Below are 15141 nucleotides of genomic sequence, written 5' to 3'. Positions count from 1 at the left end.
CCCGGGAAGCGCTCAGCGCTGCCAGAGGTCGGTGATGGCCAGGCCACGCTTGGCCAGCTGCGTGCGCAGGACGGTCAGCGACAGGCCGACCACCGCCGCCGGGTCGCCCTCGACCCGGCGCACGAACGGCGCACCGAGCCCGTCGAGCGTGAACGCGCCGGCCACGGCCAGCGGCTCGCCGGTGGCCAGGTAGGCCTCGACCTCCGGCGGTGTCGGGTCGGCGAAGTAGACGACGGTCGAGGCCACCGCGACGTCCCGGCTGACGACCGCGCCGTCGCGGACGTCGAAGAGCGCCTGCCCGGTGTGCAGGACGCCGGAGCGGCCGGCCATGCGGCGCCACCGGTCCCGCGCCTCGGCGGCGTCGGCCGGCTTGCCCTGCGGCTTGCCACCGAACTCCAGGAGCGAGTCCGCGCCGATCACCAGGGCGTCGGTCTCCCGCTTGGCGACGGCGGCCGCCTTGGCCGCGGCCAGCAGGGCCACCGTCTCGGCGACCCGCGGGGCGGAGTGCGCCGACTCGTCGACCTCGCTCACCACGACGTCCGGCGCGAGCCCCGCCTGGCGGAGCAGCGACAGCCGTGCCGGGGAGGCCGACGCCAGCACCAGCCTGCGGTCGACGCTCACGCGAACCGTCCCGCTGCTCGCCAGCCGCCGTGGCCCGCCTGCGCGGGACGACGGTGACCGCCGGCGTAGGAGGCCCACGCCCCGACCGGGGTGGGGCGGCGCCGGGTGCGGCGCTGCGACATCGCGGCGACGACGACGGTGAGCGCGGCCAGCTCCTCGGCGGACGGCTCCCCGCGCACGACGCGCAACAGCGGGAGGGCGTTGTCCGGTCGCGCCGAGTGGGCCCCGGAGGGGTCCGCGCAGGCGCGACGGATGGGCTCCGCGTCGGTCGGGGACGGCACCTGGTCGCGGTGCCGTCCGGAGGACGGCAATGTCATAGCGGGATGTTCCCGTGCTTCCTGGGCGGCAGGGTCTGCCGCTTGTTGGCCAGCACCCGCAGGGCCTTGGTCACCTGCACCCGCGTGTGCGACGGCGGGATGACCGCGTCGACGTAGCCGCGGTCGGCGGCGATGTAGGGGTTGGCGAGGGTGTCCTCGTACTCGGCGATGAGCTCGGCACGGCGGGCGTCGGGGTCCTCGGCCGCGGCCAGTTCCTTGCGGTACAGGATCCCCACCGCACCCTGCGCCCCGACCACGGCGATCTGCGCGGTCGGCCAGGCGAGGTTCACGTCGGCGCCCAGGTGCTTGGAGCCCATGACGTCGTAGGCGCCGCCGTAGGCCTTGCGGGTGATGACGGTGACCTTGGGGACCGTGGCCTCGGCGTAGGCGTAGATCAGCTTGGCCCCGCGGCGGATGATGCCCTCCCACTCCTGCGAGGTCCCCGGCAGGAAGCCGGGGACGTCGACGAAGGTGAGCACCGGGATGTTGAAGGCGTCGCAGGTGCGCACGAACCGCGCGGCCTTCTCGCTGGCGTCGATGTCGAGCGTGCCCGCGAACTGGGTCGGCTGGTTGGCCACGATCCCGACCGGCCGGCCCTCGACGCGGCCGAACCCGATGAGGATGTTCGGCGCGAACAGCGGCTGCACCTCGAGGAACTCGCCGTCGTCGAGGACGTGCTCCAGGACGGTGTGCATGTCGTAGGGGGTGTTGGCCGAGTCGGGGATGAAGGTGTCGAGCTCGAGGTCCTCGTCGGTCAGCGCGTCGGGCAGCACGGTGTCGACCGGCGCCACCTCGACGGCCGGCAGCGGGTCGAGGTTGTTGCTCGGCAGGTAGGACAGCAGCGCCTTCACGTAGTCGAGGGCGTCGTTCTCGTCCTCGGCCAGGTAGTGCGCGACGCCGGACTTCGTGTTGTGGGTACGGGCGCCGCCGAGCTCCTCGAGCGTGACGTCCTCGCCGGTGACGGTCTTCACGACGTCGGGGCCGGTGATGAACATCTGGCTGGTCTTGTCGACCATGACGATGAAGTCGGTGAGCGCAGGGGAGTAGACGTGCCCACCGGCGGCCGGACCCATGACCAGGGAGATCTGCGGGATGACGCCGGAGGCGTGCACGTTCCGCTGGAAGATCTCGCCGTAGAGGCCGAGGGAGACCACGCCTTCCTGGATCCGGGCGCCACCACCCTCGTTGATCCCGATGACCGGGCAGCCGTTCGTGATCGCGAAGTCCTGGACCTTCACGATCTTCTCGCCGTAGACCTCACCGAGGCTGCCGCCGAACACCGTGACGTCCTGCGAGAAGATCGCCACCGGCCGGCCGTCGACCGTGCCGTACCCGGTGACGACGCCGTCGCCGAACGGACGCTTGTCGGCCATGCCGAAGTTCGTCGACCGGTGCCGGGCGAACTCGTCGAACTCGGTGAACGAGCCCGGGTCCAGCAGCGCCTCGATCCGCTCGCGCGCGGTCATCTTCCCCGCGGCGTGCTGCTTCTCGACCGCCCGCTCGGAGCCGGCGTGCTGGGCCTCCTGTACGCGCCGCTCGAAGTCGGCGAGCTTCCCGGCGGTCGTGTGGATGTCGATGTCGTCGGGGACGTGCTCCCCGGCGCTCTCGAGTTCGGCGGCACTCACGTGTTCTCCTCGCTGGCGCTCGTCGGCCACGTTCGTGGCACTGCTGTGCCCATCTGTGACCTCGCGAGCTCGGTCACGTGTTCTCCTCGCTGGCACTGCTGTGCCCATCTGCGACCTCGCGAGCTCGATCACGGGCCGTAGCGTAAGGGAGTGCCCGACACGCCCTCATCCCGATGGTCGGATCTCACACGGCCGGGGCTGGATGCCGCCGCCCTGGAGTCGGCGCTCACCCGCGACAGCTCGCTGTGGCGGTCCGTCGAGGTGGTGGAGGAGATCGGGTCGACCAACGCCGCCCTCGCCGCGACCGCCGGGGAGGGCGCTCCGGAGGGGACGGTCCTGGTGGCCGAGCACCAGGTCAGCGGACGCGGCCGGCTCGACCGGGTCTGGACCTCGCCGCCGCGGGCCGGGATCACCGTCTCCTTCCTGCTGCGACCCGACGTGCCGGCGGCCCGGCGAGGGTGGCTGTCGTTGCTGACCGGAGTCGCGCTGGCCGAGTCCGTCCGCGAGGTCAGCGGGGTGCTGTCCTCGGTGAAGTGGCCCAACGACCTGCTGGCCGCTGACGGGCGCAAGCTGGCGGGCATCCTCGCCGAGGCGGTGACGTCGCCCGCCCACCCGGGCGTCGTCGTCGGGGTGGGTCTCAACGTCTCGACGTCGGCGGCCGAGCTGCCCGCCACCGGGACGTCGCTGTCGGTCGTCACCGGAGGGACGGTCGACCGTGGTCCGCTGCTGCTGGCGTTCCTGCGCGCGGTCGAGCGTCGCTACCGCGGTTGGGTGGAGGTTCTCGGCGATCCGGTGCTCTCCGGCCTCGCGCGGGACTACCTGGCGTGGTCGTCGACGATCGGCAGCACCGTGGAGGTGGCCCTGCCCGACGGCTCCGTGCTGGTCGGGACCGCACGGGCCATCGACTGGGACGGCCGGTTGGTCGTCGACACCGCCGACGGCACCGTGGAACTGGCCAGCGGCGACGTCCGACACGTCCGGACACGGGCCGCGGAGGCATGACCCCGGGCGACCCCTGCGTCATCCTGGCCGGGTGCCGTACCCAGACAAGCTGCTCACCGACGACGAAGAGGTCGTGCGCCACCTGCACCCGCACTGGCTGACGGTCTTCTGGCCGGTCGTGTTCTTCCTGCTCGTCGTCGGCGCGGTCTCCTTCGGTGCCGCGCTGATCCCTCCGGGGCCGCAGCAGGGGATGTTCCGGCTGGGCATCGTCGTGCTGGCGGCGCTGGTCCTGCTCTTCCTGGTCGTCGTCCCGCTGCTGCGCTGGCGGACGACGCACTACGTGGTGACCACCCATCGGCTGCTGTTCCGCGAGGGGATCCTCGCCCGGCGTGGCCGCGACCTCCCGCTGTCCCGGATCACCGACGTCTCCTACACCCAGACGCTGTGGGAGCGGGTCATCAGGTCCGGCACGCTGAGCATCGAGACGGCCGGCGACGGCGGCGCCACCGTGCTGCGGCACATCCCCGGCAGCGACGACGTGCAGCAACTGCTCGCGTACATGGTCGAGGAGGACGCCGACCGGCGGGCGCAGGAGAACGCCGGATACCTCCGGGGCGACGACGGCTGGCCGCCGGCCGACGGCTGGCACTCCACAGCGGTCCTCTGACCGGCTCCCACCGGCTGTGGCGGGCCCGTCCCGGCGCGCCTGAGCGGTTCTGTCAGACCCTCTCCCTACCTTCTGCGGCATGCGGCTGCTGCACACCTCGGACTGGCACATCGGCCGCACCCTGCACGGCACCGACCTGCTCGCCGAGCAGGAGGCCGTGCTCGGTGGGCTGGCCGCGGTGGTCGCCGAGGAGCAGGCCGACGTCGTCGTCGTGGCCGGGGACGTCTACGACCGGGCGGTGCCCTCCGCCGATGCCACCGGGGTGCTGGACCGGGTGATCGGCCGGTTGCTGGCCACCGGCGCCCGGGTGGTCCTCACCCCCGGCAACCACGACTCCGCGCGACGGCTGGGCACCTTCTCCGGCCTGCTCAGCGCGGCCGGTCTGCACGTCCACGCGGCCACCCCACGGTTGGACGAGCCGGTGCTGCTCGCCGACGAGCACGGCGAGGTCGCCGTCTACGGCATCCCGTACCTCGAGCCGGAAGTGGCCCGCCACGAGCTGGGCGTGCCGGGTGCCCGCGGCCACGAGGCGGTGCTGCGGGAGGCGATGGACCGGGTGCGGGCCGATCTCCTCCTGCGCCCCGGTGCCCGGTCGGTGGTGCTCGCGCACGCCTTCGTCGGCGGTGGGATGGCCAGCGAGAGCGAGCGCGACATCTGCGTCGGCGGGGTGGACCTGGTACCCGCCGAGGTGTTCGACGGCGTCGACTACGTCGCCCTCGGGCACCTGCACCGGCCGCAGACCCTGTCGCCGCGCCTCCGTTACAGCGGGTCCCCGCTCGCCTACTCCTTCGGCGAGGCGGGGCAGCAGAAGCAGGCCTGGCTGGTCGATCTCGACGCCACCGGGCTGGCCGAGGTGCGCGCGGTGCCGCTGCCGACCCCGCGGCCGCTCACCGTGCTCACCGGCACGCTGGACGAGCTGCTGGCCGACCCGGCGCACACCGCCGCCGAGGAGCACTTCGTCTCCGCCCGGCTGACCGACCCGGCCCGGCCGGCCGATCCCATGCGGCGGCTGCAGAGCCGGTTCCCGTTCTGCGTGCACCTCGACTGGACCGGTGCCGGCGCCCCGACCGAGGGAGGCAGCTACCAGGAGCGGATGCGGGGCCGCAGTGCCCTGGACGTCGCCGGCGAGTTCGTCAGCCACGTCCGCGGCGTGCCGGCCAGCGCCGCCGAGCGGGAGCTGCTCGCCCGTGCCCTGGGTGCCGCCGACCGCGCGGATGCGGCGCGATGAGGCTGCACTCGCTCTCGGTCACCGCGTTCGGGCCCTTCGCCGGCACGGTGGACGTCGATCTCGACGAGGTGGGCCGGGACGGCCTGTTCCTGCTGTGGGGCCCGACGGGCGCCGGCAAGACGACCCTGCTCGACGCCGTGGTGTTCGCCCTCTACGGCCGGGTGCCCGGCGCGCGCGGTGAGGAGAAGCGGCTGCGCAGCGACCACGCCGACGCCGTCACCCGCACCGAGGTCAGCTGCGAGCTCACCCTGGGCGACGAGCGGCTGCGCGTGGTCCGCCGGCCCGAGCAGCAGCGCCCGAAGAAGCGCGGCGAGGGCTGGGCCACCGAGCAGGCCAAGCTCGTGGTCTCGCGGCTCACCGACGGCGGCTGGGAGCCGGTGAGCACCCGAATCGACGAGGGGTCCGAGCACCTGCGCAGCAGGCTGGGGCTCGACGTCCACCAGTTCTGCCAGGTGGTGCTGCTCCCGCAGGGCGACTTCGCCCGTTTCCTGCGCGCGGAGCCCGAGCACCGGGCCGAGCTGCTGCGCACCCTGTTCGACGTCGACCGGTACGCGCGCGCCGAGGAATGGCTGGCCGAGGAGCGCACGGCTGCCCGCGAGCGGATGGCCGGCCACCGGGCGGAGCTGAGCACGTTGCTGGCGCGGGTGGCGCAAATCGCCGACGTCGACGTGCCGGAGGAGCTCGTCCCGGAGCTGGTCGGGGCCGGTCCGGGGTCGCGGGTCCTGCCGTGGGTGGACAAGGTCCGGGCCACGGCGAACGAGCGGCTCGCCGGAGCGGCCATCCGGGCCGATGCCGCTGCCGCGGACATGGCCGTGATCGACGCCGAGCTGGCCGCCGCACGGACACTGCTGGAGCGGCACGCGCGCCGGGACCAGGCCGCCGGTGAGTTCGCGGCGCTCGAGGCGCGGGGGCCCGACCTGACCCCGCTGCGCACCGAGCGCGACGCCGGGCGCCGGGCCGAACCACTGCGCGACGTGCTGCAGGCCGCCGGCGCCGCCGCCCTCGTCGCCGAGCGGGCCGCCGATGCGCTGACGCACGCGGCCGCCGCCTGGGTGTCGGTCTCCGACGGGCGGGAGGCGACGCCGACGGTCGCGCGGGAGCTGCGCGACCGTGCCGCCGAGGCGCGGGCGCTCCTGCCGGAGGTCGACCGCGCCGCAGCGCTGGAGCGCACGGTGGCCGGACTGGACCGCGCCGTCGCCGAGCTGGTGGAGCGGTGTGCCGGAGGGGAGCAGGCGGTGGCCGGCTTCCCCGCCCGGTTCGCCGAGGAGGAGCAGCGCGTCACCCGGGCACGGGTGGCCGCTGCCGAGCTGCCCGCCCTCACCGCGTCGCTGGAGACGGCGGAGGCGGCGCTCGCGGCGGGTCGCGCGGCCGACACGCGGGAGCAGGAGCTGGCCGGCCTGCGCGAGGAGGTCCGGACCCGGCGGGAGGCGTGGGCCGACGCCCGCGAGCGCTGGCTGGACCTGCGCGGCCGGCGGCTCGACGGCATGGCCGCCGAGCTCGCGGCCGGGCTCGCGGACGGGGCCGACTGCCCCGTGTGCGGCGCCACCGAGCACCCCCGGCCGGCCCGGCACGAGACGGAGCGCGTCACTGCCGCCGACGAGGACGCCGCACGGGCGATCGCCGAGGCCGGTGAGGCGGCGCTCTCCGCGGCCACCACCGACCGCGACACCGCGGAACGCGAGCAGGCCGCGCTGCGAGCCCGCGCCGGCGACCTGTCCGTCGCCGAGCAGGCGGAACGGGCCGCGCAGCTGGCGGCCGGGGTCCACGCCCGGGTGGAGCTGGCCGGGGGGCTGGCGGCCGCCGAGGCGCGGCTGCAGCGCCTGGCCGGGGAGCGGGACGCGGCCGCCGCCCGGCTCGGTGCGGACCGCGAGGAGCTGGGTGCCCGCACAGCGGAGCGGGAGGCGCTGGCCGCCGGGCTGGCCGAGCTCGTCGAGCGGTTGGCCGCTGCCCGCGGCGAGGACGCCGGCCTCGGTGCCCGGGTGGCCAGGCTGGCCTCGGCCGCCGACGCCTGCGAGGCGGTCGTCACGGCCCAGGCGGAGGAGCTGCGCGCCCGCGGGCTCGCTGGTTCCGCCCGCCGGGTCGCCGAGGAACGGGCCGCGGCCGCCGGGTTCGACGACGTGCTCGCCGCCGCCGGTGCGCTGCTCGAGCCCGGCCGGCTGACCCACCTGGACCGCGAGCTGGACCAGCACGACCAGCGGCTGGCGGTGCTGCGCGACCGGCTGGCCGACCCGGAGCTCGCCGACCTGCCGCACCGGCCCGACCTGGAATCGCTGGAGGACCGCTGCGCCGGGGGAACCCGCCGGCGCGAGGAGGCGGTGACCGAGCTGGAGCAGGCCCGGCGCTGCACGGCGTCCCTGGCCGACCTCGTCGGCCGGGTCACCGCCGCCGAGCTCGAGCTCGCCCAGCTGCGGGATTGGGCCGACCAGGTCACCGCGCTCGCCGACCTTGCGCACGGCCGGGGGGCCAACACCCGGAAGATGCGCCTGCAGTCGTTCGTCCTCGCCGCGCGCCTGGAACAGGTGGCCGAGGTCGCCAGCCGCCGGCTGCTGGACATGTCCGGCGGTCGCTACACCTTCCTGCACAGCGACGCGCAGGGACGGCACGGCGCCCGTGGCGGTCTGGGTCTGGACGTCTTCGACGAGTACACCGGGATCCGGCGGCCGACGAAGACGCTGTCGGGCGGGGAGAGCTTCATGGCGTCCCTGGCCCTGGCCCTGGGGCTCGCCGACGTGGTCACCGCGGAGACCGGTGGGGTGCGCATCGACACGCTCTTCGTGGACGAGGGCTTCGGCACGCTCGACGCCCAGGCGCTGGACGCGGTGATGAGCGTGCTCGACGAGCTGCGCAGGGGCGGCCGCACCGTCGGGGTGATCAGCCACTTGGAGGAGCTGCGTACCCGCATCCCCACCCGGCTCGAGGTGGTCGCCGGCCGGAACGGCTCTCGCCTGGCCGGCTGATGGTGCGTCGCGCGGCCGGACGACGCGCCCGGGCGGCTCAGCTCGGCTGCATCGGCCGGGACGACTCCGCATCCCGGACCGGCGTGTCGGCCGCATCGGCCGCCGGAGCGGGGAAGACCCAGCGGCGGTAGGCGAGGAAGCGGATCACCGTGCCCACGGCGATCGAGCCCACGTTCGCCAGTTGGAGCACCAGCGCGCCCTCCTGGCCCAGCGGATAGCGGACGAAGGCTACGATCGCCAGCCCCAGGAGCAGGGTGCTGCCGTTCACCACGGCGAACAGCGAGTACTCGCGCCGCAGACCCGTGCGGGCCCGGCCGGCGAACGACCAGAATCGATGCCCCAGGAATGCGAAGGTCATCGACACCAGGGTCGACAGCAGCTTCGAGGTCACCGCGCCCACGCCGACGTGGGCGTACAGCAGCTGGAACAGCGCGATGTCGACGAGGAAGCACACCCCGCCCACGACGCCGAACGCGCCCAGCTCGCGCACCAGGCGGCCCGGACGCGTGCTCAGCAGCCGGCGCATCCGCGCGGGAAAGCCCACGCCCGCAGTGTACGGAGCAGTCCTTGCGGTGCCGGTCCGCTGCCCGGAGCCTTCGGGCTAGCCTTCGGGGCACCATGTCTGCCTCCCTGCACGCGCACACCGGCCTGCCCGTGGTCGCCATGGTCGGTGGCGGCCAGCTCGCCCGCATGACGCACCAGGCCGCCATCGCGCTGGGGCAGTCGCTGCGCATCCTGGCCACCGGCCCGCAGGAGTCGGCCGCGCTCGTCGGTGCCGAGGTGGAGTTCGGCGACCACCGGGAACTGGCCGACCTGCGGCGGCTGGCGCAGGGCGCCACGGTGGTGACCTTCGACCACGAGCACGTGCCTCCCGAGCACCTGCGCGCGCTGGTCGACGCCGGCCACCGGGTCGCCCCCGGTCCGCACGCGCTGGTGCACGCCCAGGACAAACTGGTGCTCCGGCGCGCGCTGGCCGATGCCGGTGAGCCGCAGCCGGCGTGGGCGGAGGTGCGATCCGCTGCTGCCGTGGCCGAGTTCGCCGGCGTCCACGGCTGGCCGGTCGTGCTCAAGACCCCTCGCGGCGGGTACGACGGGAAGGGCGTCTTCGTCGTCCGGGACGTCGAGGAGGCCGGCGCGCTGGTCGAGCAGCACGGGGCGCTGCTGGCCGAGGAGCGCGTCGCGATGGTGCGGGAGCTCTCGGCGCAGGTCGCGCGGTCGCCGTTCGGCCAGGTCGCGGTGTGGCCGGTCGTGGAGACGGTGCAGCGCGACGGGATCTGCGCCGAGGTCCTCGCCCCGGCTCCGGGGCTGGCCGACGAGCTGGCCACCGCGGCCCAGGAGCTCGCGGTCCGGATCGCTGACCGGCTCGGCGTGGTCGGCATGCTCGCCGTCGAACTGTTCGAGACGGAGCGCGGCGTGCTGGTCAACGAGCTGGCGATGCGACCGCACAACTCCGGGCACTGGACCATCGAGGGTGCGCGCACCAGCCAGTTCGAGCAGCACCTGCGGGCCGTCCTCGACTATCCGCTGGGCTCGACGGCGATGACCGCCCCGGTGGTCGTGATGGCCAACGTGCTCGGCGGGGCAGCGGCGGAGCCTGGCTGGTCGGGCCCGGCCCTCGACGAGCGGGTCCACCACCTGATGGCGCACTGGCCGGACGTGAAGCTGCACTGGTACGGCAAGACCCAGCGGCGCGGCCGCAAGCTCGGTCACGTCACGGCGCTGGGGACCGACCTCGGCGAGGTGCGCGCTCGGGCGGTCGCGGCCGCCCGCTACCTCGCCGACGGTGTCGTCGACCCGGCGTTCAGCTTCGACTCCGAGCACTGAGGAGGACGGCATGACCCGCCCCGAGCCGCCGGTCGTCGGCATCGTCATGGGCAGCGACTCCGACTGGCCGACGATGGAGCCGGCCGCTCAGGCGCTCACGGAGTTCGGCATCGGCTACGAGGCCCACGTCGTCTCCGCCCACCGCACCCCGCGCCGGATGCTCGACTACGCCGAGAGCGCCGCGGCGCGCGGGCTGCGGGTGATCATCGCCGGAGCCGGGGGAGCGGCGCACCTGCCCGGCATGGTCGCCGCGGCGACCCCGCTGCCGGTCATCGGCGTCCCCCGGTCGCTCGAACGGCTCGACGGGCTGGACAGCCTGCTCTCGATCGTGCAGATGCCGGCGGGCGTGCCGGTGGCGACGGTGAGCATCGGCGGCGGCCGCAACGCCGGCCTGCTGGCGGTGCGGATCCTGGCGGCGGGTGACGCGGAGCTGCGCGTCCGGGTCGAACGGTTCCAGGCTGACCTTGCCGAGAGCGTCGTCGCCCGGGACCTCACCCTGCAGGAGCGCCTGGCTACCGACGGGTAACCGGACGTCCTACGATCGCGGACGTGGGTACGAACAGCGGGCTGTACGCGTTGGCCGAGGAGCACGAGGCGATCCGGGCGGCGGTGCGGGACATCGCCGAGCGGGAGATCGCGCCCCACGCCGCGGAGGTGGACGCCGAGTCGCGCTACCCGGCCGAGGCGCAGAAGGCGCTGACCGCCGCGGGGTTCCACGCCACCCACATCCCCGAGGCCTACGGCGGCGAGGGCGCCGACGCGATCGCGACCTGCATCGTCATCGAGGAGGTCGCGCGGGTCGACGTCAGCGCCTCGCTGATCCCGGCGGTGAACAAGCTGGGCTCGATGCCGATCATCCTGTCGGGGTCGGAAGACGTGAAGCAGAAGGTGCTGCCGTCGATCGCCGCCGGTGACGCGATGATCAGCTACGGGCTCTCCGAGCGGGAGGCCGGTTCCGACGCCGCGGCGATGAAGACCCGCGCCCGCCTGGAGGGCGACAGCTGGGTGCTGAACGGCACCAAGGCCTGGATCACCAACGCCGGCATCTCCGAGTGGTACACGGTCATGGCCGTCACCGACCCCGGGAAGGGCGCGAACGGCATCTCGGCCTTCGCCGTCCACCGCGACGACCCGGGCTTCGCCGTCGGCCCCAAGGAACGGAAGATGGGCGTCAAGGGCTCGCCCACCTGCGAGCTCTACTTCACCGACTGCACCATCCCGGCCGACCGGATCGTCGGTGCCCCCGGGACCGGCTTCAAGACGGCGCTCCGCACCCTCGACTTCACCCGCCCGACCATCGGCGCCCAGGCTGTCGGCGTCGCCCAGGGCGCGCTGGACGCCGCGGTGGCCTACGTCAAGGAGCGCCGCCAGTTCGGGACGAGCATCGGCTCGTTCCAGGGCGTGCAGTTCATGCTCGCCGACATGGAGATGAAGATCGAGGCCGCCCGGCACCTGGTCTACGTCGCCGCGGCGGCGGGGGAGCAGGGCCGGCCCGACGTCACCCGCGTCTCCGCCTCGGCGAAGGCCTTCGCCTCCGACGTCGCGATGCAGGTGACCACCGACGCCGTCCAGCTCTTCGGCGGCGCCGGCTACACGCAGGACTTCCCCGTGGAGCGGATGATGCGCGACGCCAAGATCACCCAGATCTACGAGGGCACCAACCAGGTCCAGCGCATGGTGATCGCCCGCTCGCTGCTGCGGTAGCCGCCCGACCAGCGTCACTGCAGCGGTGAAGCCGGTGGTGCCGCTGCGCTCGCGCCGAGCCCCCGGTGCGGCAGGTCGGCGTGGCTGCCTTCCCGGCGGGGTGGTCGGGCCGGTGCGCCGATGTCGTCGGCAGCCTGCCCCGGGTGCACTATCGTGGGCGCGTTGTGACTGCCGCTTGGGTCGTGCTCCGGTCGCGGTTCAGCGGTACCTTCATCCGCTACTTCGCGGTCGGTCTGTCGAGTCTCGGCGTCGACGCCGGAACGCTGTGGCTGCTGTACGACGTGGCGGACCAGCCGCTGTGGCTGGCCACGACCGCAGGGTTCTGGCTCGCCTTCGCGGCCAACTTCCTGGCCAACAAGTACTTCACCTTCGAGATCCGTACCGGGGCGGGTTCACAGCTCCGCCGGTACGGGATCCTCGTGGTCCTGAACTACCTCGCCAACCTCGCGATCGTCACGGGACTCGTGGCTCTTTCCGTGCCCGCGGTCGTCGCCAAGGTCATCGCCGTCGGGCTGCTGTGGGTCGTCAACTTCCTCGCCTACAAGCACTGGGTGTTCCGGGGCTGACCGCCTCGCCGGGAGCTCTCGGATCGTGCCGACCAGTGCGCGGCCTGTCCCGCGACGGCGGTTCCGTCAGGCGTTGTCACCGAGCTCGCGGATCCCGGCGACACGTTCCCCGAACGTGGCCGTCACGTGTTCGCTCGCCGCCCGGCGGGCCAGCCCGGACACATCGGCCGAGCTGACCAGGACCATCGACGCCCCGGCCGCCAGCGGAGCCAGCAACCATGCGACCGGCCCGGCCTCAGCGGCCACGCGAACGTCGATCAGCAGCCGGTCGCCGCCGATGATGCCCAGACGTCCCGCCAGCGCGCCAGCGGCCTCGACCAGCCCACCCAGGGAGAGCTCCAGCCCGCCGGCCACCAGCCCGGGGCCGTCGGCCCTGGGCGGGGTCCAGGGTACGAAGGTGTCGCCGTGTGCCCGCACCTCGAGGGCGAAGTCGCGGGCGGCGCCCGCGTAGCCGGTCATGCCCATGCCCAAGGGGTGCAGCGACAGCCCCAGCAGCTCCTCGACGCCCCGCTCCTCGAGCGGTGGGAGGCGGTCCTGGGCGGCCAGTACCACGTCGGCGTCGTCGAGCCGGCCGTCGTCCTCGGTGGCCGTGTCGAGCACCGTCGCTCCGCAGCTCCACACCGCGAGCAGGACCGCGGCGGTCTGCCAGTGCACGGGCAGGGCCAGCGCCACGCGGCTGCCGGGTCCGACGTCGAACTCCTCCTGGAGGAGGTTCGCCGTCTTGGCGACCCAGTTGGCCAGCGTGGTCGTGGAGAGCTCCACGCGCTCTCCACCGGCGTCGTCGTAGTACGTCACCAGGGGAGCGGCAGGCGAGCGGCGCAGCGCCTGCGCCAGGAGATCGGCCGGGGTCGTGGGCGTGGCCATCAGTTGATGCAGGTGGTGTCCGCCGCCGTGCGGGCGTCCTCGGTCTCCACCGCGGGCGCGGCCGGGGCCGCGGTCACCGCCTCACCGACGCCGTTGAAGTCGCTGCCCAGCACCAGATGGACGGTACCGGTGGCGGCGTCGTCGCTCTCCTTGATGACCGCGCCAGGGATGGCGGCGGCCACGGTCCGGGCGAGGGCCTCGTCCCCGGCGGCATGACGGACCTCGGTCTGCTCGTGGTCCATCGAGGAGGCGTTGCCGGTCGTTCCCACGGAGAAGCCGCTCGCCGTGAGCGCGTCGGCCGCCTTCCCGGCCAGCCCGGAGATCCCGGAGCCGTTGTAGACGTCGACCTCCACGGTGGACGGGTCGACGGTGGCCGGGGCCTCGGGCGAGGGTGCGGCCACCTCCTCGGGCTCGGCGGAGAGCTGGGCGAAGAAGTCGTGCAGCGAGTCCTCGTCCTCCAGTCGGACGATCGACTTGCCGTCCTCCTGGTCCGTCCCGACATTGGGCACGGTCTGGAACTGGACGTTGCCGGCGGTGACGGACTGCATCTGCCCGGCCAGCTCGAAGAGGTCCAGGGACTGGTCGACGGTCAGCGAGTCGGCGGCCGCACCGACGAGCTCCCGCTGCTTGCCCAGGTCGAACAGGACGTTGTCGGAGAGCATCTTGCGGATCATCCCGCCGATGAAGGTCTGCTGGCGGACGATCCGGTCGAAGTCGCCACGTGGCAGGCCGTGCCGTTGGCGGACGAAGGCGAGCGCCTGTTCGCCGCTGATCGTCTGCACGCCCGCCTCCAGGTCGACCCCGGAGAACTCGTCCTGGGCGGGTTCGCACAGGTTGACCTCGACGCCGCCCACGACACTGGACAGGTTGAAGAAGCCCAGGAGATCGACCTCGGCGTAGTGATCGATCTGCAAGCCGGTGAGCTGGCTGATCGTCCGGATGAGCAGCTGTGCGCCGGCTGCCTGCTTCTGCTTCTCGGTCGCGCCCTCGGGAGCCTCCTGGGTGTAGCCGTAGGCGTAGGCCGCGTTCAGCTTGTCCCACCCGTAGCCGGGGATCTTCACGTACGAGTCGCGGGGGAAGGAGACGAACGACGCGCCGGAACCGTCCGCCGGCACGTGCGCCAGGATCATCGTGTCGGTGTTGACGCCCTTGCTCGCCTCGGTGTTCAGCGCGTCCAGCTGTTCCTCCGTGGCGCTGGCTCGGCTGTCGTTGCCGACCAGGAGCAGGTTCATGGCCTCGCCCGCGCGGCCGGTCCCCTCGTTGCCGCTGGTCGGGATGGCGTTCGTGCGGCTGACACTGGCGTCGGCGACCCTGCCGAGGTACCAGCCCCAGCCGCCGACCCCGAGAAGGGTGACGGACAGCACGGCGGCAACGGCTCGGGTGGCGACCGCGAGCCGCCAGAACGGGGTGCCGCTCCCGGGGGGGATACCACCCGACCTGGGCGCGTGCCCCTTCGTCCCCGAGTCGTGGCGGGGGGAGCGGCCGGCTCGGGGATCCAGTCGCGCCGGCAGCGGGCTGGGCGCGCCGGCGGGGCGCTCGTCTGAGCTGGTCACGTGTGTTCCTCACGTCGGGGCCGGCCTCGGCACCAGGTGTCGCGACCTCGTCCGACGGCCTGATCGTGCCGGAACGATACGTCCCGTTCGGAGGGCCGCGGGGGAACGATGGCGTGTTTCTGTCACACCCGTCGTCGCTCAGCTCCTGGCTGGTCACCCTCGCGACTTCCGTCCCACGCGTACCCGCCACCCGTGGCGGCACGGCCTGACCGACAACCGCCGGTCGCGGAGCTTCCCCGCAGCGTCAGTGGACTCGACCCAGGTGTGACTCGG

The 15141-nt window shown here is 73.6% G+C and carries 14 protein-coding genes; 8 read left to right on the top strand and 6 right to left on the bottom strand.

Features of this window, described 5'->3' with window-relative positions; genetic code table 11:
* Positions 1-12: 12 nt before the first annotated feature.
* The 3 genes from QOZ86_RS06575 to QOZ86_RS06565 are packed head-to-tail and all read right to left on the bottom strand — an operon-like array spanning position 13 to position 2563.
* Positions 13-621, bottom strand: a complete 609-nt coding sequence (locus QOZ86_RS06575; protein WP_284491167.1) for a Maf family protein — start codon at positions 619-621, stop codon at positions 13-15.
* Positions 618-938 carry an acyl-CoA carboxylase subunit epsilon gene (locus QOZ86_RS06570; protein WP_284491166.1) on the bottom strand — a complete coding sequence of 107 codons (321 nt, stop codon included), beginning with the start codon at positions 936-938 and terminating at the stop codon, positions 618-620. The genes QOZ86_RS06575 and QOZ86_RS06570 overlap by 4 nt, the downstream gene beginning before the upstream one ends.
* Positions 935-2563 carry an acyl-CoA carboxylase subunit beta gene (locus tag QOZ86_RS06565; RefSeq protein WP_284491165.1) on the bottom strand — a complete coding sequence of 543 codons (1629 nt, stop codon included), beginning with the start codon at positions 2561-2563 and terminating at the stop codon, positions 935-937. Before QOZ86_RS06565 ends, QOZ86_RS06570 begins: the two co-directional genes overlap by 4 nt.
* A 150-nt stretch (positions 2564-2713) precedes the next feature.
* Between QOZ86_RS06565 and QOZ86_RS06560 the strand changes: the two genes are divergently transcribed.
* The 4 genes from QOZ86_RS06560 to QOZ86_RS06545 all read left to right on the top strand — a co-directional run bounded on the left by QOZ86_RS06560 (position 2714) and on the right by QOZ86_RS06545 (position 8357).
* The gene (locus QOZ86_RS06560) at positions 2714-3565 is read left to right on the top strand and encodes a biotin--[acetyl-CoA-carboxylase] ligase (RefSeq protein WP_284491164.1); all 852 of its coding nucleotides are present in this window, start codon (positions 2714-2716) and stop codon (positions 3563-3565) included.
* Positions 3566-3596: 31 nt separating this feature from the next.
* Positions 3597-4172 carry a PH domain-containing protein gene (locus QOZ86_RS06555; protein WP_284491163.1) on the top strand — a complete coding sequence of 192 codons (576 nt, stop codon included), beginning with the start codon at positions 3597-3599 and terminating at the stop codon, positions 4170-4172.
* A 79-nt stretch (positions 4173-4251) separates the two neighbouring features.
* A complete protein-coding gene (locus QOZ86_RS06550) occupies positions 4252-5400 on the top strand; it encodes an exonuclease SbcCD subunit D (protein WP_284491162.1) in 1149 nt (382 codons plus the stop codon).
* The gene (locus QOZ86_RS06545) at positions 5397-8357 is read left to right on the top strand and encodes an AAA family ATPase (protein WP_284491161.1); all 2961 of its coding nucleotides are present in this window, start codon (positions 5397-5399) and stop codon (positions 8355-8357) included. Before QOZ86_RS06550 ends, QOZ86_RS06545 begins: the two co-directional genes overlap by 4 nt.
* 37 nt (positions 8358-8394) lie before the next feature.
* Here the strand turns inward: QOZ86_RS06545 and QOZ86_RS06540 are convergent, their stop codons facing one another.
* The gene (locus tag QOZ86_RS06540; protein ID WP_284491160.1) at positions 8395-8901 is read right to left on the bottom strand and encodes a GtrA family protein; all 507 of its coding nucleotides are present in this window, start codon (positions 8899-8901) and stop codon (positions 8395-8397) included.
* A gap of 74 nt (positions 8902-8975) precedes the next feature.
* On the opposite strand from QOZ86_RS06540, the gene QOZ86_RS06535 reads away from it, so the two are divergent.
* The 4 genes from QOZ86_RS06535 to QOZ86_RS06520 all read left to right on the top strand — a co-directional run bounded on the left by QOZ86_RS06535 (position 8976) and on the right by QOZ86_RS06520 (position 12451).
* Positions 8976-10181: a 5-(carboxyamino)imidazole ribonucleotide synthase gene (locus QOZ86_RS06535; protein WP_284491159.1), complete on the top strand. Its 1206-nt coding sequence runs from the start codon at positions 8976-8978 to the stop codon at positions 10179-10181.
* A 10-nt stretch (positions 10182-10191) separates the two neighbouring features.
* Positions 10192-10707 carry a 5-(carboxyamino)imidazole ribonucleotide mutase gene (purE, locus tag QOZ86_RS06530; RefSeq protein ID WP_284491158.1) on the top strand — a complete coding sequence of 172 codons (516 nt, stop codon included), beginning with the start codon at positions 10192-10194 and terminating at the stop codon, positions 10705-10707.
* Between the two features lie 23 nt (positions 10708-10730).
* The gene (locus QOZ86_RS06525; RefSeq protein WP_284491157.1) at positions 10731-11885 is read left to right on the top strand and encodes an acyl-CoA dehydrogenase family protein; all 1155 of its coding nucleotides are present in this window, start codon (positions 10731-10733) and stop codon (positions 11883-11885) included.
* 164 nt (positions 11886-12049) lie between these two features.
* Positions 12050-12451 (top strand): GtrA family protein, encoded by a 402-nt coding sequence (locus QOZ86_RS06520; RefSeq protein WP_284491156.1) that lies wholly within the window; start codon positions 12050-12052, stop codon positions 12449-12451.
* 66 nt (positions 12452-12517) lie between these two features.
* Here QOZ86_RS06520 and QOZ86_RS06515 read toward each other — a convergent pair whose 3' ends face one another.
* Together QOZ86_RS06515 and QOZ86_RS06510 are read right to left on the bottom strand one after the other, a co-directional pair.
* On the bottom strand, positions 12518-13315 hold the full coding sequence (locus QOZ86_RS06515; protein WP_284491155.1) for a TIGR03089 family protein: 798 nt from the start codon (positions 13313-13315) through the stop codon (positions 12518-12520).
* The gene (locus QOZ86_RS06510; protein ID WP_284491154.1) at positions 13315-14868 is read right to left on the bottom strand and encodes an LCP family protein; all 1554 of its coding nucleotides are present in this window, start codon (positions 14866-14868) and stop codon (positions 13315-13317) included. The genes QOZ86_RS06515 and QOZ86_RS06510 overlap by 1 nt, the downstream gene beginning before the upstream one ends.
* Positions 14869-15141 lie beyond the last annotated feature (273 nt).

It is taken from the genome of Blastococcus capsensis, from assembly GCF_030165005.1.
GTDB classification, from domain to species: Bacteria; Actinomycetota; Actinomycetes; order Mycobacteriales; family Geodermatophilaceae; genus Blastococcus; species Blastococcus capsensis.
The sequence above is the reverse complement of the archived record's forward strand: the minus strand, read 5'-3'. Positions and strand labels throughout refer to the sequence as shown.

Excerpts from the sequence above, each read along its gene's own strand:
- purE (WP_284491158.1), top strand. The coding sequence starts at position 10,192 with ATGACCCGCCCCGAGCCGCCGGTCGTCGGCATCGTCATGGGCAGCGAC.
- QOZ86_RS06550 (WP_284491162.1), top strand. The coding sequence starts at position 4,252 with ATGCGGCTGCTGCACACCTCGGACTGGCACATCGGCCGCACCCTGCAC.
- QOZ86_RS06570 (WP_284491166.1), bottom strand. The coding sequence starts at position 938 with ATGACATTGCCGTCCTCCGGACGGCACCGCGACCAGGTGCCGTCCCCG.
- QOZ86_RS06535 (WP_284491159.1), top strand. The coding sequence starts at position 8,976 with ATGTCTGCCTCCCTGCACGCGCACACCGGCCTGCCCGTGGTCGCCATG.
- QOZ86_RS06545 (WP_284491161.1), top strand. The coding sequence starts at position 5,397 with ATGAGGCTGCACTCGCTCTCGGTCACCGCGTTCGGGCCCTTCGCCGGC.
- QOZ86_RS06515 (WP_284491155.1), bottom strand. The coding sequence starts at position 13,315 with ATGGCCACGCCCACGACCCCGGCCGATCTCCTGGCGCAGGCGCTGCGC.